At 71.5% G+C, this 26,475-nt stretch carries 23 protein-coding genes; 2 read left to right on the top strand and 21 right to left on the bottom strand.

What is annotated here, in order from left to right; genetic code table 11:
* Nucleotides 1-106: 106 nt before the first annotated feature.
* The gene (locus ACTVAJ_RS02350) at nt 107-1,540 is read left to right on the top strand and encodes an MFS transporter (protein ID WP_470386341.1); all 1,434 of its coding nucleotides are present in this window, start codon (nt 107-109) and stop codon (nt 1,538-1,540) included.
* Nucleotides 1,541-1,556: 16 nt separating this feature from the next.
* On the opposite strand, the gene der is transcribed toward ACTVAJ_RS02350, so the two are convergent.
* The 21 genes from der to polA form a co-directional block, all read right to left on the bottom strand.
* On the bottom strand, nt 1,557-2,999 hold the full coding sequence (gene der / locus ACTVAJ_RS02345) for a ribosome biogenesis GTPase Der (RefSeq protein ID WP_470386340.1): 1,443 nt from the start codon (nt 2,997-2,999) through the stop codon (nt 1,557-1,559).
* 197 nt (nt 3,000-3,196) lie between these two features.
* The gene (cmk, locus tag ACTVAJ_RS02340) at nt 3,197-3,892 is read right to left on the bottom strand and encodes a (d)CMP kinase (protein WP_470386339.1); all 696 of its coding nucleotides are present in this window, start codon (nt 3,890-3,892) and stop codon (nt 3,197-3,199) included.
* Between the two features lie 96 nt (nt 3,893-3,988).
* Nucleotides 3,989-5,128 carry a prephenate dehydrogenase gene (locus ACTVAJ_RS02335; RefSeq protein WP_470386338.1) on the bottom strand — a complete coding sequence of 380 codons (1,140 nt, stop codon included), beginning with the start codon at nt 5,126-5,128 and terminating at the stop codon, nt 3,989-3,991.
* Nucleotides 5,129-5,198: 70 nt separating this feature from the next.
* Nucleotides 5,199-5,561, bottom strand: a complete 363-nt coding sequence (aroH, locus tag ACTVAJ_RS02330; protein WP_470386588.1) for a chorismate mutase — start codon at nt 5,559-5,561, stop codon at nt 5,199-5,201.
* 105 nt (nt 5,562-5,666) lie between these two features.
* A complete protein-coding gene (locus tag ACTVAJ_RS02325) occupies nt 5,667-7,481 on the bottom strand; it encodes a pseudouridine synthase (protein ID WP_470386337.1) in 1,815 nt (604 codons plus the stop codon).
* Complete coding sequence (scpB, locus tag ACTVAJ_RS02320; RefSeq protein ID WP_470386336.1) at nt 7,465-8,058, bottom strand: SMC-Scp complex subunit ScpB; 594 nt, start codon at nt 8,056-8,058, stop codon at nt 7,465-7,467. The genes ACTVAJ_RS02325 and scpB overlap by 17 nt, the downstream gene beginning before the upstream one ends.
* A complete protein-coding gene (locus ACTVAJ_RS02315) occupies nt 8,055-8,903 on the bottom strand; it encodes a segregation and condensation protein A (RefSeq protein WP_470386335.1) in 849 nt (282 codons plus the stop codon). Before ACTVAJ_RS02315 ends, scpB begins: the two co-directional genes overlap by 4 nt.
* Nucleotides 8,904-9,017: 114 nt before the next feature.
* Entirely contained in the window at nt 9,018-9,443 is a 426-nt protein-coding gene (locus tag ACTVAJ_RS02310) for a hypothetical protein (protein WP_470386334.1), read from the bottom strand.
* Nucleotides 9,416-10,375, bottom strand: coding sequence for a ParA family protein (locus tag ACTVAJ_RS02305; protein ID WP_470386333.1), 960 nt, complete (start codon nt 10,373-10,375; stop codon nt 9,416-9,418). The genes ACTVAJ_RS02310 and ACTVAJ_RS02305 overlap by 28 nt, the downstream gene beginning before the upstream one ends.
* A 220-nt stretch (nt 10,376-10,595) precedes the next feature.
* Nucleotides 10,596-11,630 (bottom strand): tyrosine recombinase, encoded by a 1,035-nt coding sequence (locus tag ACTVAJ_RS02300; protein ID WP_470386332.1) that lies wholly within the window; start codon nt 11,628-11,630, stop codon nt 10,596-10,598.
* A complete protein-coding gene (locus ACTVAJ_RS02295; protein ID WP_470386331.1) occupies nt 11,627-12,286 on the bottom strand; it encodes an NUDIX domain-containing protein in 660 nt (219 codons plus the stop codon). The genes ACTVAJ_RS02300 and ACTVAJ_RS02295 overlap by 4 nt, the downstream gene beginning before the upstream one ends.
* Nucleotides 12,287-12,326: 40 nt before the next feature.
* Nucleotides 12,327-13,970, bottom strand: a complete 1,644-nt coding sequence (locus tag ACTVAJ_RS02290; RefSeq protein WP_470386330.1) for a CTP synthase — start codon at nt 13,968-13,970, stop codon at nt 12,327-12,329.
* Between the two features lie 283 nt (nt 13,971-14,253).
* Complete coding sequence (locus ACTVAJ_RS02285; RefSeq protein WP_470386329.1) at nt 14,254-15,177, bottom strand: hydroxymethylglutaryl-CoA lyase; 924 nt, start codon at nt 15,175-15,177, stop codon at nt 14,254-14,256.
* A gap of 93 nt (nt 15,178-15,270) precedes the next feature.
* A complete protein-coding gene (locus ACTVAJ_RS02280) occupies nt 15,271-16,266 on the bottom strand; it encodes a GNAT family N-acetyltransferase (RefSeq protein WP_470386328.1) in 996 nt (331 codons plus the stop codon).
* A gap of 249 nt (nt 16,267-16,515) precedes the next feature.
* Nucleotides 16,516-16,965, bottom strand: coding sequence for a DUF3060 domain-containing protein (locus ACTVAJ_RS02275; RefSeq protein ID WP_470386327.1), 450 nt, complete (start codon nt 16,963-16,965; stop codon nt 16,516-16,518).
* Nucleotides 16,966-17,134: 169 nt separating this feature from the next.
* Nucleotides 17,135-19,222 carry an excinuclease ABC subunit UvrB gene (uvrB, locus tag ACTVAJ_RS02270; protein ID WP_470386326.1) on the bottom strand — a complete coding sequence of 696 codons (2,088 nt, stop codon included), beginning with the start codon at nt 19,220-19,222 and terminating at the stop codon, nt 17,135-17,137.
* Between the two features lie 35 nt (nt 19,223-19,257).
* Complete coding sequence (coaE, locus tag ACTVAJ_RS02265) at nt 19,258-19,872, bottom strand: dephospho-CoA kinase (RefSeq protein ID WP_470386325.1); 615 nt, start codon at nt 19,870-19,872, stop codon at nt 19,258-19,260.
* A gap of 10 nt (nt 19,873-19,882) precedes the next feature.
* Entirely contained in the window at nt 19,883-20,374 is a 492-nt protein-coding gene (locus ACTVAJ_RS02260) for a GNAT family N-acetyltransferase (RefSeq protein WP_470386324.1), read from the bottom strand.
* 263 nt (nt 20,375-20,637) lie between these two features.
* Nucleotides 20,638-22,128 carry a 30S ribosomal protein S1 gene (rpsA, locus tag ACTVAJ_RS02255; RefSeq protein WP_470386323.1) on the bottom strand — a complete coding sequence of 497 codons (1,491 nt, stop codon included), beginning with the start codon at nt 22,126-22,128 and terminating at the stop codon, nt 20,638-20,640.
* Nucleotides 22,129-22,589: 461 nt separating this feature from the next.
* A complete protein-coding gene (gene arfB / locus ACTVAJ_RS02250) occupies nt 22,590-23,015 on the bottom strand; it encodes an alternative ribosome rescue aminoacyl-tRNA hydrolase ArfB (RefSeq protein WP_470386322.1) in 426 nt (141 codons plus the stop codon).
* Between the two features lie 70 nt (nt 23,016-23,085).
* Nucleotides 23,086-25,881 carry a DNA polymerase I gene (polA, locus tag ACTVAJ_RS02245; RefSeq protein WP_470386321.1) on the bottom strand — a complete coding sequence of 932 codons (2,796 nt, stop codon included), beginning with the start codon at nt 25,879-25,881 and terminating at the stop codon, nt 23,086-23,088.
* Between the two features lie 113 nt (nt 25,882-25,994).
* Here polA and ACTVAJ_RS02240 point away from each other — a divergent pair, with 113 nt between their 5' ends.
* Entirely contained in the window at nt 25,995-26,426 is a 432-nt protein-coding gene (locus ACTVAJ_RS02240; RefSeq protein ID WP_470386320.1) for a PaaI family thioesterase, read from the top strand.
* Nucleotides 26,427-26,475: the final 49 nt, after the last annotated feature.

Below are 26,475 nucleotides of genomic sequence, written 5' to 3'. Positions count from 1 at the left end.
TCACGCCACGCTATCGCCCTCCGGAACGAACCACACCAGAAAACGACACCAAGTGATATTCACTATGCGGAGGGTGATAATCGGACGGACGACACGAGGGGGGAACGTGCCCGACGAGCAGCCCGAGACCCGGACAGCCCTGTCCACCGACCACCGTACGACCCGCAAGGCGGTCGCCGCGGCGGCGATCGGCAACGCGACCGAATGGTACGACTTCGGCGTCTACAGCTATCTCGCCGTCACCATCGGCCTGGTCTTCTACCCGGCACAGACCCAGGGCGCGCAGCTCATCGCCACGTTCACCACGTTCGCCGCCGCCTTCCTCGTGCGCCCGCTCGGCGGCCTGTTCTTCGGCCCGCTCGGCGACCGGATCGGACGCAAACGCGTCCTCGCCACCACCATGCTGCTCATGGCCGGCAGCACCTTCTCGATCGGGCTCATCCCCTCCGCCTCCGCCGTCGGCGTCGCCGCGCCCGTCCTGCTGCTCACGGCGCGCATGCTCCAGGGCTTCTCCACGGGCGGCGAGTACGGCGGCGCGACGACCTTCATCGCCGAGTACGCGCCCGACCGGCGCCGGGGCTTCCTGGCTTCCTGGCTGGAGTTCGGGACGGTGAGCGGCTACGTCGGCGGTGCCGCCGTCGTCACCGTGATGACTCTGGCCTTGGGGAACGACGCCATGCTCGCCTGGGGGTGGCGGGTCCCCTTCCTGCTCGCTCTCCCCCTCGGCGTCGTCGGCCTCTACCTGCGCGTGCGCCTGAACGAGACACCCGTCTTCGCCGACGCCTCCGACAGCTTCGCGCGCGGCGGGAGGGGCGGGCGACGCAGGGGCCAGTTCCGCGCGACGGTCCTCGACCAGTGGCGCGCCATGACGCTGTGTGTGGGGCTGGTGATGGTGTTCAACGTCAACAACTACATGGTCACGGCCTACCTGCCCACCTACCTGAACGCCGAACTGGGCCTGAGCTCCCCCCTCGGCCTCGTCCTGACCGTGGCGGCGATGGTACTCATGCTCTGCTCCGTCACCGCGTTCGGGCGCCTCAGCGACCGGGTCGGACGCAGACCCGTCCTGCTGTCGGGCTGCGTGTGCTCACTGGTCCTGGCCCTGCCGGCGTTCTGGCTCATGCAGCGCGGCGAGCCGGTGCCCATCGCGCTGGGGGTGGTGCTGCTGGCCCTCACCCTGGTCCACTTCTCCGGCGCCGCCCCGGCCGCCCTGCCCGCGTTCTTCCCGACCAAAGTCCGCTACGGCGCGCTGGCGATCAGCTTCAACGTGTCCGTGGCCCTGTTCGGCGGCACGACCCCGCTGGTGTCGGAGGCGCTCATCGACGCCACCGGCAACCTGTACGCCCCCGCGTGGCTGGTGATGCTCGCGGGGGCGGTGGGTCTACTGGTGGTGTGGCGGATGAAGGAGAGCGCGGGTCGGCCCCTGCCGGGGGCACCGGCCATCCCCGTACCGCCGCGCCGACCCGCCCCGCACCGTCCGAGGCGGGCGGACGACGGCCGCCCCTCCACCCGTCGGAGCAACGTCCGCCGCCTCCCCTGACGCCGGTTCGGTGCGTCTAGCGCCGGCCGCGCGGCTTGCGGTCGGCACGGACGCTGCCCTTGGAGGCACGGCCCACCGCGCCGTTCTTCTTCTCCCGGATGCGCATGCTGATGTGCACCGGCGACCCGTCGAACCCGAAGTCCTCCCGCAGGCGACGCTCGATGAAGCGCCGGTAGTTGTCCTCAAGGAACCCGGTCGTGAACAGGATGAAGTGCGGCGGGCGCGCCCCCGCCTGCGTCCCGAACAGGATCTTGGGCTGCTTGCCGCCGCGCACCGGCGGCGGGGTCGCCGCGACCAGCTCCTTGAGCCAGTTGTTCAGCTGCCCGGTCGGGATCCGCTGCTCCCAGCCGCGCAGACTCGTCTCGATCGCCGGAACCAGCTTCTCCATGTGGCGGCCGGTCTTGGCCGAGACGTTCACCCGAGGCGCCCAGGAGACCCGCGCCAGCTGGCGGTCGATCTCCTTCTCCAGGTACGTACGGCGCTCCTCGTCGAGGATGTCCCACTTGTTGAACGCCAGCACCAGGCCGCGCCCCGCCTCCACGACCTGCTCGACCACCCGGATGTCCTGCTCGGCCAGCGGCTCGCTGACGTCCATCAGCACCACCGCGATCTCGGCCCGCTCCAGGGCGTTGCCGGTGCGCATCGTCGCGTAGTAGTCGGCGCCCTGGAGGGCGCGGAAACGGCGGCGGATACCGGCGGTGTCGATGAACTTCCAGGTCTGGCCGCCGAGCTCGATGAGCTCGTCGACGGCGTCACGCGTGGTGCCGGCCACCGAGTCCACGACCACGCGGTCCTCGTCGGCCAACCGGTTGAGCAGGCTGGACTTGCCCACGTTCGGGCGGCCCAGCAGCGCGATCCGACGCGGCCCGCCCTCGGTGTCCTCCTCGACCTCGCCCTGGGGCTGCTCGGGGAAGGCGTCCACGACCGCGTCCAGCAGGTCCCCGGTACCGCGGCCGTGCAGCGCACTGATCGGGTACGGCTGGCCCACGCCCAGGTTCCACAGGGCGAGCGCGTCAGGCTCCTGCATCTCGCCGTCGACCTTGTTGGCGGCCAGCACCACGGGGCGCTTCGTGCTGCGCAGGACACGCGTGACGGCGGCGTCGGCGTCGGTGATGCCCACGGTCGCGTCGACCACGAACAGGATCACGTCGGCGGTCTGCGCGGCGTACTCGGCCTGCCGGGCGACCATGGCGGCCAGCCCGCTCACGCTGGTCTCCCAACCGCCGGTGTCGACCAGGGTGAACCTGGTGCTCTGCCACTCGGCGTCGTAGGCGACGCGGTCGCGGGTCACACCCGGCACGTCCTCCACGACCGCCTCCCGGCGGCCGAGGATGCGGTTGACGAGGCTGGACTTGCCCACGTTGGGGCGGCCGACCACGGCGACCACGGGCAGCGGGGTCGTCTCCGCGCCCTCCTCGCCCTCGTAGCCGACATCGGCGACGTCGAAGTCACTACTCATGTACTGCTCCCGGTTCCAGGTCCCCGCGCGCCCAGGACGCGTGCCGCGAGGATCGAATGAACGCCCGGACCGGCCCCGAGGGAACGGTGGCGGACGTGATGGCACGGGTGCCCGCGGCACCCGTGTACTGGCCACGGAGGACACGCCTCCGCGCGCGGGTGCCCGGCACGGGAACCCGCGGATGGTCTCGGCCCGGCCTACTGCTCCCGGGCCTGGTCGACGAGCTTGACGACCAGGGCCACGACCTCGTCCAGGGTCAGACCCGTGGTGTCGAGCTCGGTCGCCGACTCGGTCCGCGTCAGCGGCGAGTGCGCCCGGCTGGAGTCCAGTCGGTCGCGGCGGGCCAGGTCGGCCTGGGTCCCGGCGACGTCACTGGTCCGGACCTCCTTGCTGCGCCGCTGGGCGCGCGCCTCGGCGCTGGCGGTCAGGTAGAGCTTGACCGGGGCGTCCGGCGCGACCACGGTCGTGATGTCGCGCCCCTCCACCACGATGCCCGCGCTCTGGGCCCTGGCCGCCGCGATGATCTCGCGCTGGGTGCGCACGAGCAGTTCACGCGCCTCGGGTACGGCGGAGACGGCCGACACGTTGCCGGTGACGTCACTGCCCCGGATCTCGGCGGCCACGTCGCGGCCGTCCACCGCCACGGTGGGGGCCGAGGGGTCGGTGCCCATCGTGATCTCGGGGCGCTCCACGGCCGCGGCCACGGCGGCGGCGTCGTGCACGTCCACGCCCCTGTCCAGCATCCACCACGTCAGCGCCCGGTACATGGCGCCCGTGTCGAGGTACCGCAGGTCGCGTGCCCTGGCCACACCCTTGGACGTGCTCGACTTGCCCGACCCGGAGGGGCCGTCGATCGCGACGACGATGCCCTCGGTGCTGCCCTGCGCGCTCACTGGCCCTGACTCCCGCATACGTTCACTTCTGCCGACGCCCCAGCGTACCCGCGCGCGGACGCGGTCCGGTACGCGCGGAGCCGTTCGGGACCCGGATCACCGGCCGGGGTGGACCGACCATCCGCCGTCGGCCAGCGCCCGGACGAGCGTCTGCTCGCCCTCGGGCAGCACGTACAGCTCGCACACGCCCAGCGGCAGCCCCGGGGTGTGCTCGATCCGCACGTCCTCGATGTTGACCCCGGCCTCGGCGGCCGCGGCGAACAGGCGGCCCAGCGCCCCCGGCTCGTCCGGGATGACCACGGGCACGACCGTGTAGGCGGGCCGCCGCACCGACCCGTGCTTGCCGGGAAGGCTCCCCTGACCACCGCGCCCCCGCAGCAGCACGTCACGCACCGGAGCCAGCGTCTCCTCCGGCCGGGCCTCGGGGTCCGCGCCGAACCTGCGCAGGGCCTCGGCCGTGGCGGCCAGGTCGGCGGCCACGGCCGACAGGACCTCCGCCACGGGTACCGCGTTGTGGGTGAGGATCTCGGTCCACATGGCCGGGTCTCCCCCGGCCACCCGGGTCACGTCGCGCACCCCCTGCCCCGCCAGGGCCAGAGCCGCCTCGTCCGCGCCCAGCAGGCGGGCGGCCACCGCGGAGGAGGCCACGTGCGGAACGTGCGAGACCAGCGCCACGGCACGGTCGTGCGCGGCGGCGTCCAGGACCCGGGGGACCGCACCGCACATCCGCGCCAGCTCGGCGACGGTGGCGACGGTCTCGGTGTCGGCCTTGCCCGTGGGGCACAGCGCCCAGGACCGGCCCAGGAACAGGTCCGCGCGGGCCGCCCCGGGACCGTGCTTCTCACGGCCGCCCATGGGGTGGCCGGGCACGAAGGTGGCCATGTCACAGCCGAGCCGGTCCGCCCCGGCGAGCACGCTGGACTTCACACTCGCGGCGTCGGTGTAGACGTGCGCCAACCCCCGGTCCTGCGCGTCACGCAGGACGTCCGGGACCAGGGCGGGCGGAGCGGCGATCACCGCCACGTCGGCGGGCCGCCCGTCCGACTCGCCGAGCGGCCGACCGGCACCCAGCTCACAGGCCAGGCGCAGGGAGGCGGCGTCCGGGTCGGACAGGTGGACGTCCACGTCACGGGCGCGCAGCGCCAGCGCCACGGAGGTCCCGATGAGTCCGGTGCCGATCACCGTGACCCGGCGTACGACGGGCCGGTGTCCGGCTCCGCCCCAGCTCTCACCCACTGCTCTTCCCGTCCCTCACACGTTGCCGTCCACACCAGCCTACGACCCCGCCGGCGGGAGCACCTGTCGTCTACTGCGCGATGTCCAGGCGCAACGCCTGGGCTCCGCGCAGGTAGACGTGCTGGACCTCGGAACGGGGGAGGTCGGTCTCCACGTGGGCCATGAGCCGGACCACGCGCGGAAGGGCGTGTGGGACGTCGATCTCGGTCGCGCACATCAGCGGGACGTCGGAGAAACCGATCCGGCGCGCGGCCAGCGCGGGGAACTCGCTGTTCAGGTCCGGTGTCGCCGTGAACAGGACGCTGATGACGTCGTCGGGCTCCAGACCGTTGCGCCGCACCACCTCGGAGACCAGCTCCGCTGTGGCCTCCAGTACCTGCTCACGTTCGTCCGCGTCGACCTGCACCGCACCACGGATGGCCCGTACCGCCACGTTCGTTCCCGTCTCGTCGTCGTACCCCGGGCCGCCCTCCCGGACGAGAGGGCGGCGGCCGCCGCCCGGACCGGGAGCCCGGGTGACGACCGCCGTCAACTGTATCTACAGGCCCGCGGCCGAGTAGAGTTCACTCACCTCACGGGACGTCAGCGACCGCATGGTACCCAGCTTGAGGGCGTTGAGGTCGATCGGTCCGACCTGGGTGCGCGCCAGGTCCGCGACCGGGTGGCCCACGGCCTCCATCAGGCGGCGGACGATGTGCTTGCGCCCCTCGTGCAGGCGGATCTCCACCAGGGCCCGGGGGGCGTCGTTGTCGACGATCCGGAAGGAGTCGACCTCGACCGGGCCGTCCTCCAGCTCGACTCCCTTGCGGATCTCGCGCACCACGCTGTGCGGGACCGGGCCCGGCACCTTGGCGATGTAGGTCTTGACGACCTTGTAGCGCGGGTGCGTGAGCCGGTTGGCGAGCTCTCCGTCGTTGGTGAGCAGGATGAGACCCTCGGTCTCGGTGTCCAGCCGACCCACGTGGAAGATCCGCTCGTCGGTCTGGCCGGTGTAGTCGGCCAGGGTCGGGCGGCCCTCGGGGTCCCACATGGTGCTGACCACGCCGCGCGGCTTGTTGAGCGCGAAGTACAGCTTGTCGGGGGCCGTGACGACGCGCATGCCGTCGACGCGGATCTCGGAGGCCTCGGGGTCGACCCGGGCACCGAAGCGGCGGACGACCTGACCGTCGACGCTCACGCGTCCGGCGGCGATCATCTCCTCGCTGGCGCGGCGGCTGGCCACACCCGCGGCGGCCAGCGCCTTCTGCAGGCGGATACCACCGGACACGTCGGCGTAGGTGTCGCGCTCCTCACCGGTGTGGCGGTCCTCGTCCTTGGGGTCGTAGTCGGCGCGCAGGGCGTTGAGCCGTTCGCGCGCGGCCTTCGACAGCTGCGACTCGCTCCGGACACCAGCGGACCGGTCCGCGTCCCGGCTCCCGGAGGCGGGGCCGCGGCCGCCGCGGTCCTGGCGGGCACCGCCGCGCCGGTCTCGGTCACCGCCGTGGGAACGGCGGTCGTCGCGACCGTACGGACGCCGGTCGCCGCGGTCCTCACGCGGGCCGCGGTCGCGGCGGTCACGGTCGTCCCGACCGAAGGAGCGGTCACGGTCGTCCCGGCCCCGGTACCCACCGCGGTCGCGCTCACCCCGGTAGCCGCCGCGGTCACGGTCCTCACGCGGGCCCCCACCACGGCGGTCGTCCCGGCCGTGCGGTCGGCGGTCGTCCCGGCCGCGGAAGTCACGGTCACCCCGAAAGCCCCCGCGATCCTCGCGCGAACCCCGGTCGCGGCGGTCACGGTCGTCCCGACCGTACGGACGCCGCTCCCCCCGGTCGTCACGGAAACCGCCGCGGCGGTCGTCCCGACCGAAGGAACGGTCACGGTCGTCCCGGCCCCGGTACCCACCGCGGTCACGGTCGTCCCGACCCTGCGGCCGACGGTCGTCCCGACCGAACGAACGGCGGTCGTCCCGGCCGCGGAAGTCACGGTCACCCCGAAAGCCCCCGCGGTCCTCGCGCGAACCCCGGTCGCGGCGGTCACGGTCATCGCGACCGTACGGACGCCGCTCCCCCCGGTCGTCACGGAAACCGCCGCGGCGGTCGTCCCGACCGAAGGAACGGTCACGGTCGTCCCGGCCCCGGTACCCACCGCGGTCACGGTCGTCCCGACCCTGCGGCCGACGGTCGTCCCGGCCGCGGAAACCACCGCGGTCGCGGTCCTCACGCCGGAAGGGCCGGTCGTCGCGGTCGCGCCGGTCACGGCCGTCCCGGCCGTGGAAGTCTCGTCCGCCCCGTCGGCGGTTGTCGTTGTTGTCGCCGCGCTCACCGCGCGGGGCGTGGTCCCGCGCACCGCGGGAACTGTCATTGGGTGTGCTCACCGGTGTCGTCTAGACCTTCGATGTCGTCGGGGAGGAACGGCGCCAGATCAGGCAGCTCGTCGAGGCCGCGCAGGCCCAGCCGTTCCAGGAAATAGGAGGTGGTCCGATACAGCAGTGCGCCGGATTCGGAGTCGTGTCCGGCCTCTTCGATCAGCCCCCTCAGTACGAGGGTACGCATAACTCCGTCGCAGTTGACACCGCGGACGGCGGAGACCCTGCCGCGGGAGACCGGCTGGCGGTAGGCCACCACCGCCATCGTCTCCAGGGCGGCCTGCGTGAGGCGGACCTCCTGCCCCTCCCTGAGGAAGTGCTCGACGACGTCGGCGCACTCGGGCCGCGTGTACACGCGCCACCCGTCGGCCACCGCACGCAGATCGAAACCGCGACCCTGCTCGGTGTATTCCCCGGACAGCTCCTCCAGCGTCCGGGCGACCGCCTCCAGGGGCACGTCCAGGGCACGCGCCAGGTCGTACTCGGTGACCGGCTGGTCCACCACCATGAGCACCGCCTCCAGGTCGCGGCGCAGCGTGGACGGCACCGAGACATCCCCCACACCGGCCGTGCGCTCTGCGCTCATTCCCGTCCCCCCTCGTCCGCGGCGTCGTCGTAGTCGGTCTCCACCCGGACCTCGCCCTCGCCGCCCGTCCACGTCACCGTCAGCGAACCCAGCGGCTCCGGCTGGTCGAAGCCCACGTTCGAGGCCCGGTACAGCTCCAGCAGTGCGAGGAACCGCGCGACGACCTCGAAGGTACCGGTACACCCCTCGGTGAGTTCGACGAACGTGAGCGTCCCGTGTTCACGCAGCGCCGCCACGACGAGCTCGCCCTGCTCCTTGACCGACGTCTTGGTCTGGTGGATGTGGGTGACCGGCACACTCGGCGGTTCCTTGGGGGTGAACACCCGTCCCGCCAGTGCCGCGAACTCCTGCGGGCCCAACCGGAACAGCACGTCCGGCCGCAGCGCCGCGAACCGCTCCTCCAGCGGCACCGCGCGCGCGTACCTACGGCCCTGCGACGCCAGCCGGGTGCTCATGACCGCCGCGACCTCCTTGTAGGCGCGGTACTGCAGCAGCCGCGCGAACAGGAGGTCCCGGGCCTCCAGGAGGGCGAGGTCGGCCTCGTCCTCCACGTCGCCCCGGGGCAGGAGCCGGGCCGCCTTCAGGTCCAGCAGGGTCGCCGCGACCAGCAGGAAGTTGCTGGCCTGGTCCAGGTCCCACGCCTCGCCGTGCTCGCGGATGTGGGCGATGAACTCGTCCGTGACCTTCGACAGCGCCACCTCGGTGATGTCGAGCTTGTGCTTGGAGATCAGCGCCAGCAGCAGGTCGAAGGGGCCCTCGAAGTTGTCGAGGTGCACCTGGAAGGCGTTCGGGTCACCCTCGCCGTTCTCCTCCGGGGGCGGCTGCGCCTCCTGATCAGCCGCCATGGGGGCGGCTCCACGTCGTCTCACTCATGCACACAAGGGTGTCACCGGCCAGGCCCCGCCGGTGACACCCTCGCCACGTCGGGCCCGGTGCTCCCCCTGCACCGGTCCCGACGGTCAGTCCTCGCTGAGCCGCCGCACCAGCATGCTGGACGGACCGTGCTCCTCGAAGTCGGCCAGCAGCACCGCGACGGCCTCACGGACGAGGCGGCCCCGGTCGGTCGACAGCCCGTGCTCGGCCCGCAGCGACAACCGCGTCTGCTCCAGGGCCAGCAGTTCCGCTCCCGAGACGTACACGGTGATCTTCTCGTCGTGACGCTGGCGACCGCTCGGTCTGGGAGCACGACGCGCTCCGGCGGCGCCCCCCGAGGTGCCACGCCCGCCCCGGGTGCCGTGTTCGGAACCGTCGGCCCGGGTCTCGCGCTCGGGTGCCGTGCGCTGGCGTCCGGTCGGCTCGTCCGGCTCCGGTTCGGGGCCGGAGGGGCGGAAGAACAGTTCGTCCGCCCCGGGCAGGGTCACACGCCGTGACCGCTGAGAGGCCACCTCGCCAGCACCTCCTTGGCCAGTTCCCGGTAGGCGTTGGCGCCCGCCGAGGAGGAGTCGAACCTCGTGATGGGCTCCCCCGCGACCGTGGCGTCCGGGAAGCGCACGGTCCGGTTGATGACCGTCCCGTAGACCTTGTCGCCGAAACCCTCGACGATGGTGGACAGCACCTCGCGCGCGTGCAGGGTGCGCGGGTCGTACATGGTGCCCAGGAAACCGTCGATGACCAGGCGCTCGTTGAGGCGCTCCTGAACCTTCTGGATGGTGTCCATGAGCAGCGCCACGCCGCGCAGCGCGAAGAACTCGCACTCCAGGGGCACGATGACCCCGTCCGCGGCGGTGAGCGCGTTGACGGTGAGCAGGCCCAGCGACGGCTGGCAGTCGATGAGCACGACGTCGTAGTCGTTGATCACCGGGCGCAGCGCCCGCGCGAGCATCTGCTCGCGGGCGACCTCGCCGACCAGCTGGACCTCGGCCGCGGACAGGTCGATGTTGCTCGGAATGAGGTCCAGGCCGTCGATGTCGGTCTTGAGCAGGACGTCCTCGACCGAGACGTCCCGCTGCATCAGCAGGTTGTAGACGGTCAGGTCCAGCTCGCGCGGGTCGAGCCTGCCCAGGCCGACGGAGAGCGCGCCCTGCGGGTCGAAGTCGACCAGCAGCACCCGTCTGCCGAACTCGGCGATGGCCGCCCCGAGGTTGATGGTGGTGGTGGTCTTACCGACCCCACCCTTCTGGTTACAGAGTGCTACAATTCGTGCCGGACCGTGTTCGTCCAACGGCTCCGGCACCGGAAACTGGTACTCCGGTCTCTTGGTGTGCAGTTCCGCCCCCGTGTTGCGTGTCGTCCCCCAGGGGTTGCTCACCGGGCCGGCGGGACCCTGCCCACCGACGGGTGCGGCGTTCGCATCCGCGTCGTTCTCCGACCAGTTCACAACCCTTGACCTCCCCCACGGACCGGCCACGGCCCGAGGGGCGTTGCTCCCCTGTGCCCGGCCGCCGTCGGAAACTCAATATGTCGACAGCAACGTACCTCTGTGCGGCGACTCTAGAACGACGACACGACGCACTTCAACACGAACCAATCGAAGAAACCCGGTCGCCGCGCTCCGCCGACGGCACCGGCCGCGCGGCACCGGCGCCCTCCGCACCGGGTCAGCGCCGTGCCCGGGGATGGCTGGACGCGTACACCTCGCGCAGACGGTCCACGGTCACCAACGTGTAGATCTGGGTGGTGGTGACCGAACTGTGCCCCAGCAACTCCTGCACGACCCGGATGTCGGCACCGCCGTCCAGCAGGTGGGTGGCGAAGGAGTGCCGCAGCGTGTGCGGGGAGACTCCGTCGAGCCCCGCCCGCTCCGCGACCGCGCTGAGCACCGCCCAGCCGCCCTGCCGGGTCAGACGGCCGCCGCGGGCGTTGAGGAGAAGCGCGCCCGCCCCTCCCCCACCCGACGCCTCCGGCGCGGCATCCCCCCTGCCCGAGGCCGCCAGGGCCGGTCGGGCCCGCACCAGGTAGGCGCCCAGCGCGCGACGCGCGTACGAACCGAGCGGCACCACCCGCTCGCGCCCACCCTTGCCCCGGAAGCGCACCAGCCCGACAGCGTCGTCCCCGTCCACGGCGTCGACGACATCGTCCACGTCCAGTCCCACCGCCTCGGAGATCCGCGCCCCCGTCCCGTAGAGCACCTCCAGCAGGGCACGGTCACGCAACGCGAGCAGGGCCGCGCGGTCACCGGACGCCGCGGCCCCGGCCGGGCCGGCCGCGGCCAGGAGCCGCTCCACCGACTCCAGGGACACCGCCTTGGGCAGCCGCATCGGAGGGGCGGGCGGGGCGACCTCCGCCGCCGGATCGGTCCGCGTCCACCCCTCGCGCACCGCGAACCGGTGCAGCCCGCGCACGGCGGCCAGCGCCCGCCCGGCGGACGCGGCGCCGAGCGGGCGGTGCTCGTCGTCCCCCTCGCGCAGGGCACGGAGGAACCCGGCCACCTGTACCGGTCCGACGCCGGAGAGATCCGCGACGCCCAGCGCGGACAGGTGGTCGGTGTAGCGGGCCAGATCGCGACGGTAGGCCAGCAGGGTGTTGTCCGCCAGCGCCCGCTCGGCGGACAGGTGGTCCAGGAAGGCCGCACGGGCACGCGCCAACGGGTCGGTGGCCCCGGCGGCGGAGGACGCGTCGCCGCCCGCGGTCAACGGACGCGGCGCAGGGACGGGAAACCGTCCCGGACGGCCGCGTGGGCGGCGAGGACACCGATGACGGTCGCCCCGTTGTGCAGGGCGCCGCCCATGACGAGCTCCACCGCCTCCGCCAGGGGGACCCACTCCGCGGTCAGGTCGGCCTCCTCGTGCTCGCGGACGAAGTCGATCTCGTCGGCGGGCACCTCCGACAGGACCCGGGCCAGGAACAGCCAGATCCGCTCGGCGGAGAAGCCGGGACTGGGGAAGAAGTCGGGCAGCTCGTACCACTCCTCGGCGCGCAGCCCCGCCTCCTCGACCAGTTCGCGCCGGGCCGTGGCCAGCGGCCCCTCCCCCTCCACGTCGATCAACCCGGCGGGCAGCTCCCACATCAGGTGACCCGTGGCGTGGCGGTACTGGCGCTGGAGCAGCACCCGCCCGTCCCCGTCCAGCACCACGACGGCGGCGGCCCCCGGGTGCTCCATGTAGTCGCGGGCCGCCACGGCGGTGCCCGCCCCGTCGGCGGCGGGCATCCGCACCCAGTCCGTGCGCATACCGCACTTGGCGCCGCGGAAGCGCTCCTGGGAACGCTCCACCGGCCACGACGCGGGGGCGTCCGCGACTCTCGCGTCCGCCCCCGTCGACACGTGTGCCGGGTGGGTGTCACTGGCCATGTGCTCGCCTCTCAGGCTCGTGCCCCACCCGGCCCAGGGCTCAGCCCCTCTGCTGCCCCTCCAGGGAGGCGGAGATCAGACCGCGGAAGAGCGGGTGCGCCTTGGTCGGACGGGAACGCAGCTCCGGGTGCGCCTGCGTGGCGACGAAGAACGGGTGCGCGTCCCGGGGCAGTTCGACGTACTCCACCAGCTTGCCATCGGGGGACAGCCCGGAGAACACCAGGCCCGCCTCCTCCAACTTGACCCGGTAGGCGTTGTTGACCTCGAAGCGGTGGCGGTGCCGCTCGGAGACCCGCTGCTCACCGTCGTAGAGTTCGCGCACCAGGGTGCCCTCGCCCAGATCGGCCGGGTACATGCCCAGCCGCATGGTGCCGCCCATGTCGCGCTCGCCGGCGACGACGTCGGTCTGGTCGGCCATGGTCGCGATGACCGGGTCGACGGCCTTGTCGTCGAACTCGGTGCTGTTGGCTCCCTCCAGGCCGAGCACGTTCCGGGCGTACTCGATGACCAGCCCCTGGAGCCCCAGGCAGATGCCCAGCAGGGGGATCCGGTTCTCCCGCGCGTAGCGGATGGCGCCGAGCTTGCCCTCGATACCGCGTACACCGAAGCCGCCGGGGATGAGGATGCCGTCCGCACCGTCGAGCTCGGCGGCGGCGCCGGAGGGGCTGGCGCAGTTGTCGCTGGCGACCCAGCGGATGTTGACGTGGGTGTTGGTGGCGAAGCCGCCCGCGCGCAGGGCCTCGCTGACCGACAGGTAGGCGTCGGGCAGGTCGATGTACTTGCCGACCATGGCGATGGTGACCTCGTGGTCGGGCTGGTGCACGCGGCGCAGCAGCTCGTCCCACTCGGTCCAGTCCACGTCGCGGAAGGGCATGCCCAGGCGGCGGACGACGTAGGCGTCCAGGCCCTCGCGGTGCAGGACCTTGGGGATGTCGTAGATCGAGGGGGCGTCGGGGGTGGAGACCACACCGGCCTCGTCCACGTCGCACATGAGGCTGATCTTGGACTTGAGGCTCTGGGTGATGGGCCGGTCCGAACGGCACACGATCGCGTCGGGCTGGATGCCGATGCTGCGCAGCGCGGCCACCGAGTGCTGGGTCGGCTTGGTCTTCATCTCCCCGGACGGGCCCAGGAACGGGATCAGGGAGACGTGCAGGAAGAAGCAGTTGTCCCGGCCGATCTCGTGGCGGATCTGGCGGACCGCCTCCAGGAACGGCTGCGACTCGATGTCACCGACCGTGCCGCCGATCTCGGTGATGACGATGTCGACGTCGGGCGCGTCCATCGCGTAGATGCGCGACTTGATCTCGTTGGTGATGTGCGGGATGACCTGCACGGTGTCACCGAGGTAGGCGCCCTGGCGCTCCTTGGCGATGACGCTGGAGTAGATCTGGCCGGTGGTGACGTTGGCCGAGGCGGACAGCTCGGTGTCCAGGAACCGCTCGTAGTGGCCGACGTCCAGGTCGGTCTCGGCGCCGTCGTCGGTGACGAAGACCTCACCGTGCTGGAAGGGGTTCATCGTCCCCGGGTCGACGTTGAGGTAGGGGTCCAGCTTCTGCATGGTGACCCGCAGACCACGCGACTTCAGGAGTCGGCCCAGGCTGGAGGCGGTCAGGCCCTTGCCAAGACTGGAGGCGACGCCGCCAGTAACGAAAATGTGCTTGGTACTCGCGGCGGATGCCAAAGTGATGCTCCCGTGGGTTGAGTGGCTACGGCGGGCTCGGACGAACTGAGCGGCCGTGCGGCGGTCCGGTGCCGGGCGGAAGACTCCTCGCCAGATCCGTCGGACTCCACGGGGCACCAGGATAACAGGCCCCCCGTGCACCTACACCTGGGAACGCTGGTCACCGCTCCGGTGTTCCGCCTCCGACCTGGACCGATCCGCCGCCCCCGCGCGGTTCCGGGCGTTTGCGCCCCCTCCGGCGCGGCCCCGGTCCGCGACCGACACCACACCCGTGCGGACGCCCTCAGGCGGGAAACCCCCCGGCACGCCCCAGATAGGCCGGCGGGCGCTTCCCCAGGCGCTCACCCATCCAGTCGCCCAGCGCCGCCGCCTCCGCCAGGTCCACGCCCGTGCGCAGCCCGCTGCGGTGCAGCATGTACAGCAGATCCTCGGTGGCGATGTTGCCGGTCGCCGCGGGCGCGAACGGGCAGCCGCCGAAGCCGCCCAGGCTGGAGTCGAGCACACGCACCCCCTCGTCCACCGCCGCGAGCGCGTTCGCGTAGCCGGTGTTACGGGTGTTGTGGAAGTGGCAGCGCAGCGTCCGCCCGTCCGCGACCGGGCCGACCGCGCGCAGCAGTTCGGTCACCTGGCGCGGCACACCCACCCCGATCGTGTCGGCCAGCGCGATCTCCACCGCGCCGGTGTCGGCGATCCGCCGCACCACCTCCACGACCCGCCCGGCGGCGACCTCACCGTCGAACGGGCAGCCGAACGCCGTCGAGACCGTCACACTCAGCGGGATGCCCGTCCCGGCCAGGTCGGCGTCGATCGCGGCCAGCACGGCCAGCATCTCGTCGACCGTGCACCCCTGGTTGCGCGTGCAGAACCCATCCGTGGCGGGCACCGCCACGTTGACCTCCGACACCTTCGCGGCCACCGCGCGCTCCAGGCCGCGCCGGTTGAGCACCAGACCGATGTGGGACACCCCCGGCGCACGGCGCACACCCGCCATGACCTCCTCGGCCCCCGCCATCTGCGGCACCCGTTTCGGGTTGACGAAGCTGACCGCCTCGATCCGCCGCACCCCGGCGTCCACCGCCCGGTCGATCAGTTCGATCCGGTCCTGGACCGACAGCACGGTGTCCTCGTTCTGGAGGCCGTCACGCGGCCCCACCTCGACGATCTCCACGTGCTCCGCGCCCTCGGGCCCGCGCTCGTCCACGGCCATCGGTCCACCTCTTCCACGCCCCGTCGCGTCCTGCGGCCAGGCTAACGGAGGGGCCCGGGCCAGGGCCGAACCGGGGGTGACCTCCGCCACCGCTCAGCGCAGCGCCAGGGCCGGCCGAACCTCCCAGGTCGTCCACACCGGGCGGTACCCCATCCGGTGCCAGAACGGACCCGACAGCGGGTTCATCGCCGCGTAGTTGAGGACGGACACGCCCACGCCGTGGCTGTCCAGAGCCTGGTGGGCCTGGCCGACCAGGGCGGTACCGATGCCGTTGCCGCGCTCGGCCTCGGTCACCACGCCGTAGCCGATGTGCGCGATCGGGCGCGCGTTGACCAGGGACTTGGCCCACCGCGACCGCTCCGGGGGCGACACCCACAACAGGCCCACGGCACGTCCGCGCCGCTCCGCCAGCCAGATCCACGAACGGGACCGGTTCAGCGCCCGCGCGGCGACCTTGCGGGTCTGCTCGGCGGTGTCCGGTTGCAGGAACACCCCGCCGAAGTGCTGTTCGTAGCGGTGCTCCTCCATCAGGAGGGTGACGACCTGGGTGAGGTCGCTGCGGTCGGCCAGCCGGATGGTCACGTCGCGCGGGGGCAGCGACGGAGGTACGCCCCGGCGGCGCTGGCGGGCGGCCAGGACCGTGTAGGGCTGGAGGCCGTGCCGCTGGAGCGGAATGATCCCGCACACGTCACGGGCGGGCCAGCTGACCAGGGCGGCCGACTCCGAACCGGTGCCGGTCGGCAGCTCCTCCAGTTGGTCCCGCCAACTGCTGAGGAGGGAGTCCAGGGCACGGCCGGGGTCGGGACCGCCGACGATGGGGGTGAGCCAGTGCTGGTCGGGCACGCCCCAGATCCGACCGACCTCGCCGGGCTGGTACCAGGTGTAGTGCATGCTCCCGGCCGCCACGGTGTTGCCGTCCTCGTCGCTGACCGTCACGAGCGGAGAGGATCCGGGGGCGAAGCCCACGGGTTCGGGCAGGAGCGGGTCGGCCGCGGTCCAACGCTGTACGGCGGACCGTACCAGCGGGTCCAGTCCGAGATCGCCCCCGGGCGACTCGTCGTGCCGCACCCGCGCCACATATCCGCTCATCCACCCCTCCCCTAGCGGGTCTCTCTCGCCCGGTGCACTCCCTGACGGGCCGGGTCGCACGTCCTCTAACCGATCGGTCGACCGTACCGCCCCGTCCGGCGTCCGGGAACGCCGGACGGCCAACGGACGCCGAGAATTCACTCCGCTCGGGTGTACCCGTCCGGCCCGTCGCCCACGCACCGCCTCTCGTGCGGGCACGGACGCGCACCACCGTAACGGATCGAGGGTCGCCGACGGGTGTCAGGGCGGTCAATCCGCGGACACGGAGACCGCCTCCGCGTCGGCCACCCCGCCCTCGACGACCGAGGTGTTGCGCCCGTGGTTGATCACCTCGGGCTCCCCGACGGCGAAGGAGATCGTGTTGTCCACCCCCACCAGAACGATCCGCTCGGCCGAGCCCACGTCCACGGTGGTCCCCCGGCCGGTGGCCTTGACCAGGCCACACGAGCCGTCCAGGACGACGACGGCGTCGTCGGCGCTGACCACGATCTCACGGTGGGCGCAGTCCTGGCGGACCTCGGCGCCGTCGTCGGCGACCACCAGCGTGTCCTCGTCACTGACGGGCCCGGAGGAGGGATCGGCCCCGGTCCGCACACCCGGGGGAACGGTGACCCCGTCCCGGGCCAGGGCGCAACCGCCGACCAGGAAGGACGTCCCGACGAGGAGGACACCCGTCGTCGCCAACAGCTGAACCTTCATGGACTCCCCCGCGACCGGATATCCGGAATGTACGACATAACCTTGGGCGACCCCAAGGGTATGTCACGCGAAGGTAACCACGCGACCTGTTCGTTGTACGAACGTTCCTGATTCGAGACCTAACGAGCGGCCGAGACGCCGCGAAAAGCCCGCGCCGCACGGCCCGCCGTCACTTCACCCCGGCCTCGTCCATGCCGCGAAGCTCACGCTTGAGTTCCTTGATCTCGTCCCGCAACCGGGCCGCCAGCTCGAACTGGAGGTCGGTCGCGGCCTGGTGCATCTGGGCGCCCAGTTGGTCGATCAGTCCGGCCAACTCCGCGCGCGGCATGCTCTTCGCGTCCACCGCACGCTCACCCAGCGCGGGCACCGGAGCCGTCTCGCCCTTACGGTACCCCGTCGCCATGAGCTCCTCAGTGTCGACGTCCTCCCTGTTCAACGAGTCGAGGATGTCCGCGATCTGCTTGCGCAGCGGGGTGGGGTCGATACCGTGCTCGGCGTTGTAGGCCAACTGCTTGTCCCGGCGACGGTTGGTCTCGTCGATCGCCGCCCGCATCGAGTCGGTCACGTTGTCCGCGTACATGTGCACCTGGCCCGCGACGTTGCGCGCGGCACGCCCGATCGTCTGGATCAGGGAGGTCTCCGACCGCAGGAACCCCTCCTTGTCCGCGTCCAGGATCGCCACCAGCGACACCTCCGGCAGGTCCAGGCCCTCCCGCAGCAGGTTGATGCCCACCAGCACGTCGAACTCGCCCACACGCAGCTCACGCAGCAGCTCCACCCGCCGCAGCGTGTCCACCTCGCTGTGCAGGTAACGCACCCGGATCCCCAGCTCCGCGAAGTAGTCGGTCAGGTCCTCGGCCATTTTCTTGGTCAGCGTCGTGACCAGGACCCGTTCCCGGCGCTCGGTACGCACCCGGATCTCGTGCACCAGGTCGTCGATCTGCCCGTCGGTCGGCTTGACCAGCACCTGCGGGTCGACCAGACCCGTCGGGCGGATGACCTGCTCCACCACGTCACCGCCGCTCTGGCGCAGCTCGTACCGGCCCGGCGTCGCCGACAGGTACACCGACTGCCCGATCCGCTCGGTGAACTCCTCCCACTTCAGCGGGCGGTTGTCCAGCGCCGACGGCAACCTGAACCCGTGCTCGACCAACGTGCGCTTGCGCGCCGCGTCACCCTCGTACATGGCGCCGATCTGCGGCACCGTCACGTGCGACTCGTCCAGCACCAGCAGGAAGTCCTCAGGAAAATAGTCGAGCAACGTGTTGGGCGGGCTGCCCGGCTCGCGGCCGTCGAAGTGCAGCGAGTAGTTCTCGATCCCCGAACACGTTCCCAGCTGGCGCATCATCTCCAGGTCATGTGTGGTGCGCATCCGCAGCCGCTGCGCCTCCAACAGCTTGCCCTGGCCCTCCAGCTCGGCCAGCCGCTCCCCCAGCTCGGCCTCGATCGAGACGATCGCGCGCTCGGTGCGCTCCTCACCGGAGACATAGTGCGACGCCGGGAAGATGAACATCTCCCGGCTCTCACCCAGCACCTCGCCGGTCAACGGGTGCAGGGTCATCAACCGCTCCACCTCGTCACCGAACATCTCGATGCGGATGGCCAGCTCCTCATAGACGGGGATGATCTCGATGGTGTCCCCGCGCACCCGGAACGTGCCCCGGGTGAACGCCGTGTCGTTGCGCGAGTACTGCATCTCCACCAACCGGCGCAGCAGCTCGTCGCGGTCCACCTCCATCCCCACCGACAACTGGGCCATCCGGTCCACGTACTCCTGCGGAGTGCCCAGGCCGTAGATGCACGAGACCGACGCCACCACGATCGTGTCCCTGCGCGTGAGCAGCGAGTTGGTCGCCGAGTGCCGCAGCCGCTCCACCTCGTCGTTGATCGACGAGTCCTTCTCGATGTAGGTGTCGCTCTGCGGCACGTACGCCTCGGGCTGGTAGTAGTCGTAGTACGAGACGAAGTACTCGACCGCGTTGTGGGGAAGCATCTGCCGCAACTCGTTCGCGAACTGCGCCGCCAGCGTCTTGTTCGGCTGCATCACCAGGGTGGGCCGCTGGAGCCGCTCCACCGTCCACGCCACGGTCGCCGTCTTGCCCGTACCCGTCGCCCCCAGCAGGACGGTGTGCGCGTCACCCGACTCCACCCGCCGCGTGATCTCGTCGATCGCCCCCGGCTGGTCACCCGCCGGGGTCATGTCCGAGACGACCTCGAACGGCGCCTCACTGCGCTTGATGTCGCTGACCGGTCGCACGTCGCACTCCTCACCGCAGGCCTGTCCGTCCCACGCTACCGACCACCGCCGACATCCCGGGCCCGCAACTCCCTCCACACCTCGGCGACCCGCGCCACCAACTCCTCCCGCGTGCCCGAGTTGTCCACCACCAGATCCGCCGCGGCCAACCGGGTCCGCCGGTCCGCCTGCGCCCGGATCCGCGCCCACACCTGCTCACGGGGCATACCCCGGTCGGTGGCCACCCGCTCCACACGCGTCTGGTCGGGGGTGTCCACCACGACCACCACGTCGTACAGCGACCCCAGGCCGTTCTCGACCAGGAGGGGGACGTCGTAGACGACCACCCGCACACCGGCCGCCCGCGCCCGCTCCATCAGCTCAGCGCTGCGCTCCCCCACCCGCGGGTGCACGATCGCGTTCAGCCTGGCCAGCCGATCCTCGTCGGCGAAGACGATCTCCCCGAGTCTGGCCCGGTCCAGGCGCCCGTCCGGGGCGAGCACCTCCTCGCCGAACTCGGCGACGACCTCGGCCAGCCCGTCCGTGCCGGGCTCGACCACCTCGCGCGCGATCGCGTCGGCGTCGACGACCGTCGCACCCAGACGCGCCAGTTCCGCCGATACCGCGCTCTTACCGGAGCCGATCCCCCCGGTCAGTCCCACTGTCAACATGCCACCGACACTAGGGCACGCCGACCGACGCCAACTCCTTGCGCATGTGCACCATGACCAGATGGTCGGCGACACGCTCGCGGTGCGTCTCGGAGTAGCCGCGCTCACGGTACAGGCGCTGCTGCTCGGCACTCTGCGCCCCGGTGAACAGCGTCAGGGCGGTCAGCCCGGGACGGCGGTCCCGCAGCCCCTCCTCCACCGCGGCCAGCAGGGCCCGGGCGATCCCGCGGCGGCGCTGGTCGGGAGCGACGGCCAGGCGGCCGATCACCCCGTGCGCACCGGCCGTACTCGCCCGCACGGCCCCGACGATCCTGGCCCCGCACACCGCCTTGAGCACGAGCACGTCCTCGTCCCTCAGGAGCCGGTCGATCCGGTCCAGCCCCTCGGTCAGCGGCAGGATGAACGGGTCCCCGTAGGCCTGCGCCTCGTCGACGAACGCCGCGCGCTGGAGCGTCAGGAGCTCCCCCGCGTCAGCGGGGGTGGCCGGGTGGATGTCGAACACGTCGCCTCCTCGTGGAGCGAGTCTTCCACAGAAGCGCTCCCGCCCGCGGCTCGGACCCGCCTCGCGCACCCCGGGGCCCGGGGCCCGCCGATGCCCACCCGGTCGCGGCCGGGGGTGTGGACAACGGACCGCCCCGCGCGTCCCGGCCGGTGGGACCGGACGGGAACGGCAAGGGGCCGCCCCCGCGTGCGGGAACGGCCCCTCAGGGCTGTCAGGACCTCAGACGAGGATCCTCACGAACCTACCTACGTACTGCGACCTGCTCAGGCCTCGCCGCCGGCGAGCTTCTCACGCAGCGCGGCCAGCGCCTCGTCCGAAGCCAGGGCACCGCTGGTGGACTCGCCACCGGACGTGGTGCCGCCCTGGCCACCACCGGTGTACTCCTCCTCGGCCTCCTCGGCCGGGGCGTTGGCGGCGTCGGCCTCGGCCGCACGCGCCTCCTCGACCTGCTTGCGGTGCGCCTCGAAGCGAGCCTGCGCCTCGGCGTAGCTGCGCTCCCACTCGTCCCGCTGGGCCTCGAAGCCCTCGAGCCACTCGCCGCTCTCGGCGTCGAAGCCCTCGGGGTACTTGTAGTTGCCCTGCTCGTCGTACTCGGCGGCCATGCCGTAGAGGGTCGGGTCGAACTCCTCCTGGCCCGGCTCGACGGCCTCGTTGGCCTGCTTCAGCGAGAGGCTGATGCGGCGGCGGTCGAGGTCGATGTCGATGATCTTGACGAAGATCTCGGTGCCGACCTGGACGACCTGCTCGGGCACCTCGACGTGGCGCTCGGCCAGCTCGGAGATGTGGACCAGGCCCTCGATGCCCTCCTCGACGCGCACGAACGCACCGAACGGAACCAGCTTGGTGACCTTGCCGGGAACGACCTGGCCGATCTGGTGGGTCCGGGCGAACTGCTGCCACGGGTCTTCCTGGGTCGCCTTGAGCGACAGGGAGACGCGCTCGCGCTCCATGTCCACGTCGAGGACCTCGACGGTGACCTCCTGGCCGACCTCGACGACCTCGCTGGGGTGGTCGATGTGCTTCCAGGACAGCTCGGAGACGTGCACCAGGCCGTCGACGCCGCCCAGGTCCACGAAGGCACCGAAGTTGACGATCGAGGAGACGACGCCCTTGCGGATCTGACCCTTCTGGAGGGTGTTGAGGAAGGTCTGACGCACCTCGGACTGCGTCTGCTCCAGCCAGGCGCGACGGGACAGGACCACGTTGTTGCGGTTCTTGTCCAGCTCGATGATCTTGGCCTCGAGCTCGCGGCCGACGTAGGGCTGCAGGTCGCGGACACGGCGCATCTCGACCAGGGAGGCGGGCAGGAAGCCGCGCAGGCCGATGTCGAGGATGAGACCACCCTTGACGACCTCGATGACGGTGCCGGTGACGACGCCGTCCTCCTCCTTGATCTTCTCGATCGTGCCCCAGGCGCGCTCGTACTGGGCGCGCTTCTTGGACAGGATCAGGCGGCCTTCCTTGTCCTCCTTCTGGAGGACCAGGGCCTCGACCTGATCGCCGACGGCGACGACCTCACCGGGGTCGACGTCGTGCTTGATCGACAGCTCACGGGAGGGGATCACACCCTCGGTCTTGTAGCCGATGTCGAGCAAGACCTCGTCTCGATCGACCTTCACGATGGTGCCCTCGACAATGTCACCGTCGTTGAAGTACTTGATGGTCTCGTCGATCGCCGCGAGGAAGGCTTCCTCGGACCCGATGTCGTTGACCGCTACCTGGGGTGTCGAGGTGGCCTCGGTGCTGCTCGTCATTTGTGGGTGGACTCCGGATACGGACAGGTTCAGAAAATGGGCACGCCAGGGGTTCGAGCCCGTCGATCCGTCGTCCAGAAGTGAGAACCCCGGTCACGGAAGGTGAAGCCATCCGTGTCCGCGGGCCGCCGGGTCCAGAGTGTTGACCGAAGCGGTGCGATCACCGAACCCCGAACCGGGGACGACAGACGCCCGCACGAACCCACAACGCTCTGGCCAGAATATGAGACATGGGCGTCCTGGTCAATCGGAACCCAGGGCCGCCAACCCGACGAAGGTCACGTTGGCCGCAATTTACCCGAGCATGGCGGTCAAGATCAACTACACGCCGCCCCATGTCCGAGGGGGTGCGCCAGCGACACGGCACCGTGGCGGAGCGTAGCGCCGGGCACCGGGAAAATTCCCGGAAACGGGCCTCGGGTCCCCGTCGTCACCCGACGGGTTCCCCGGCCCCGTGTCCCTCAGTCCCACGTGGGACGCGACCGCGAACGCTTCACGTCCCCGCGCCGCCGTTTGGCGTCCAGCCTCCGCTGGCGGGAGGCCCGGCTGGGCCGCGTCGCCCGCCGCCCGCGCGCGGGCGGGGCCGTGGCCTCGGCCAACAGGGCGGCCATCCGCTCCCGCGCCTCGGCCCGGTTGCGCGTCTGGGACCGGTGCGTCTGCGCCGACACCGTCAGCACACCGTCGACCAGGCGCCCCTCCAACCGCTCCAGGGCACGCCGGCGGCGCGTCTCCCCGAGTGCCCGGCACGAGGCGACGTCCAGCGACAGCGACACCCGCGTGTCCGACGTGTTGACGTGCTGGCCGCCCGGCCCCGAGGAGCGGGAGAACCGCCACACCAGGGCGTCGGCGGGAACGGTGACCGAACCCACGGTCAACCCGCCCGTCACGGAGGATCCTTCCGTGTCCGCCACCGTTCCCACCTCCCACAACCATCATCGCCGCCGCGGAGCCGCGGCCCTAGTGCGCGGCGTCGTGCCAGTTCTGCCCGCTGCCGACCGACACCGCCAGCGGGACACGCAGATCGTACGCGGTGCCCATCTCGTGCGTCACGAGGTTTTCCACCCGTTCACGCTCGCCCGGCGCGACCTCCACCACGAGTTCGTCGTGCACCTGGAGCAGGACCCTCGACGCGAACCCGCCCTCGGTCAGCGCCGCGTCCACCTGGAGCATCGCCACCTTGATGATGTCGGCCGCCGACCCCTGGATCGGGGCGTTGAGCGCCATCCGCTCCGCCATCTCGCGCCGCTGGCGGTTGTCACTGGTCAGGTCCGGCAGGTACCGGCGCCGCCCCAGGATCGTCTCCGTGTACCCGGCCCGGCGGGCGTCGTCCACCACCGAGCGCAGGTAGTCGCGCACCCCGCCGAACCGCTCGAAGTAGTCCTCCATCAGCTTCTTGGCCTCGTCCGGCGTGATCCCCAGCTGCTGCGACAGCCCGTACGCGCTCAACCCGTAGGCGAGCCCGTAGCTCATCGCCTTGATCTTCGACCGGGCCTCGCCGTCGACCTCCTCGACCGCGATCCCGAACACCTGCGCCGCCATGTGCGCGTGGAAGTCGTATCCGCTGTTGAACGCGTCGATCAGCGCCCGCTCACCCGACAGGTGCGCCATGATCCGCAGCTCGATCTGGCTGTAGTCGGCGGTGAGCAGCTCCTCGAAACCCCCGCCCACCACGAACGCCCGCCGGATCCGCCGCCCCACGTCCGTGCGCACCGGGATGTTCTGCAGGTTCGGGTCGGTCGAGCTCAACCGCCCGGTCGCCGCCACCGTCTGGTTGAACGTCGTGTGGATGCGGCCGTCCTCGGCGACGGTCTTGATCAGCCCCTCCACCGTCGTCCGCAGCTTGGTCTGGTCGCGGTGGTGCAGCAGCACCGCGGGCAGCTCGTTGTCCGTCTGCGTCGCCAGCCACGCCAGCGCGTCCGCGTCCGTCGTGTACCCCGTCTTGATCTTCTTGGTCCGGGGCAGCCCCAACTCCTCGAACAGGACCTGCTGGAGCTGCTTGGGCGAGCCCAGGTTGAACTCGCGGCCCACGATCCCGTGCGCCCGCTCCACCGCACCGCGCGCCGAGGCCGCGAACTCGCCCTGGAGCCCCTCCAGGTACGGCAGGTCGGCGGCGATACCCGCCCGCTCCATCCGGGCGAGCACGTCCACCAACGGCAGCTCGACCTCGTGCAGCAGGTGGCTGCCGCCGCGTTTGTCCAGCTCCGCCGACAGCACACCGGCCAGGTCGCGGGTGGCCGCCGCGCGCACCGCCAGCAGCCGCTGGCGCCCCCCGCCCTCGTCGGTCCCCGTCCCCAGGTCCAGGGTCATCTGGGCGCCGTCGGTGTCCTCCTCCAGCTCCCGGCCCAGGTACCTGTGGCACAGGTCGGCCAGGTCGAACCGGCGCTGTCCCGGCTGCGCCAGGTAGGCGGCCAGCGCCGTGTCGCTGACCACTCCGGCCAGGGACCACCCGTGCGCCCCCAGCGCCAGCAGCGCCCCCTTGGCCTCGTGCACGGCCTTCGGGCGGTCCCGGTCGGCCAGGAACTCCGCCAGGGCCTCGGTGTCGGCCGGGTCCAGGACGGAGGGGTCCGCGTACAGGGCGGCGCCGCCGGGCACGCACAGCGCCAGGGCGTCGACCCGGCCGGTCCCCCGGCCCCAGGCCCCCTCGACCGCCACCCCCGCGGGCGCGTCCGCGGCCAGCGCCCCGGGGGCCGCGTGCCGGGCCAGCCAGGCCGCCACCGTGCCCGTGTCGGCGACCGTCAGGTCGACGGAGAAGCCCTCCGCCGCCGCCCCGGGCCCGGCCTCCGGCTCACCGGAGCGGATCACCGCGTACAGGCGCTCACGCAGGTTGGAGGCGAACTCCAGGTTGTCGAAGAGCGCGTCGATCCCCGCGCGGTCCGCCTCACCGAGGATCAGGTCGGCCACGTCCACGCCCAGGTCGACGTCGGTCACCAACCGGTTCAGCCGCTGGTTGCGCAGCACGTCGTCCAGGTGGTCGCGCAGGTTCTGGCCCGCCTTCCCGGTGACCTCGTCCACACGGGTGACCAGGTCCTCCAGCGACCCGTACTTGGCGATCCACTTGGCGGCCGTCTTGGGTCCCACCCCCGGCACGCCCGGCAGGTTGTCCGCCTTCTCCCCCACCAGGGCGGCCAGGTCCCGGTACCGCTCCGGCGGGACCGCGTACTTCTCCTCGACCGCCTCGGGGGTCATGCGCTTGAGGTCCGACAGGCTCTTGCCCGGATACAGCACCGTGCAGTCCTTCGTCACCAACTGGAAGGCGTCCCGGTCACCGGAGGCGATCAGCACCTCCATCCCGGCCTCGCCGCCCTGGTGGGCGAGGGTGGCGATCACGTCGTCGGCCTCGAACCCGGGGGCCGACAGGTTCGCCACCCCCAACAGCCGCATGAGGTCCTGGGTGAGCGGCACCTGCGACGGGAAGCCCTCGGGCGTCTCGGACCGCCCGTCCTTGTACTCGGCGTACTCCTCGTGCCTGAACGTCGGGCCCGACAGGTCCCACGCCACCGCCACATGCGTGGGCTCCTCGTCCCGCAACAGCTTGACCAGCATCGACGTGAAACCATAGATGGCGTTGGTCGACTGCCCGGTGCTCGTCCCGAACTTGTCCACCGGAAGCGCGAAGAACGCGCGGAAGGCCATCGAGTGGCCGTCCAGGAGCAGCAGGCGGGGCCGGGCACCACCGCCCGCGGAGGGGGAGGCGCTCTCCGCCCCGGCACTGGCTCGGGAATTGTCGTCGGGGGTCTCTCGCTTGGTCACCACAGGGAAATCCTAAGATGCGGACCAGACAATCCGTGGCCATCACCGGGAGAACGGTGACCGCGCCACACACGAGCACCCCACGGGGGCGCACCACCGGACCGGAAGGCACCACCATGTCCACAGGCATCGAGTCCCTGCGCAACCAGTTCGACGAGGGCACCATCACCATGGGCGCCCTCGCCGACCGCATGGGCGTCGAGGTCACCGAAGCCTCCGCCGAACGCGTGGTCGGCCGGATGCCGGTGGAGGGCAACCAGCAGCCCTTCGGCCTCCTGCACGGCGGCGCCTCCTGTGTCCTCGCCGAGTCCCTCGGGTCGATCGGCTCCACCATCCACGCCGCCCGGTTCGAACGCGTCGCGGTCGGCATCGAGATCAACGCCACCCACCACCGCTCGGCCACCACCGGCCACGTCACCGGCGTGGCGGTTCCCGTCCACCTCGGACGCACCCTCGCCACCTGGGAGATCACCATCACCGACGACCAGGACCGGAAGGTGTGCACCTCCCGGCTGACGTGCATGCTGCGGGAGATGCCCGGCAGCTGACCACGCGCCGTGTGACACACCGCCGGGCCCGGCCGACGACGGCGCCGCA

The sequence above is a fragment of the Nocardiopsis sp. KDC1DS13DA1 genome (genome assembly GCF_055632325.1).
The sequence above is the reverse complement of the archived record's forward strand: the minus strand, read 5'-3'. Positions and strand labels throughout refer to the sequence as shown.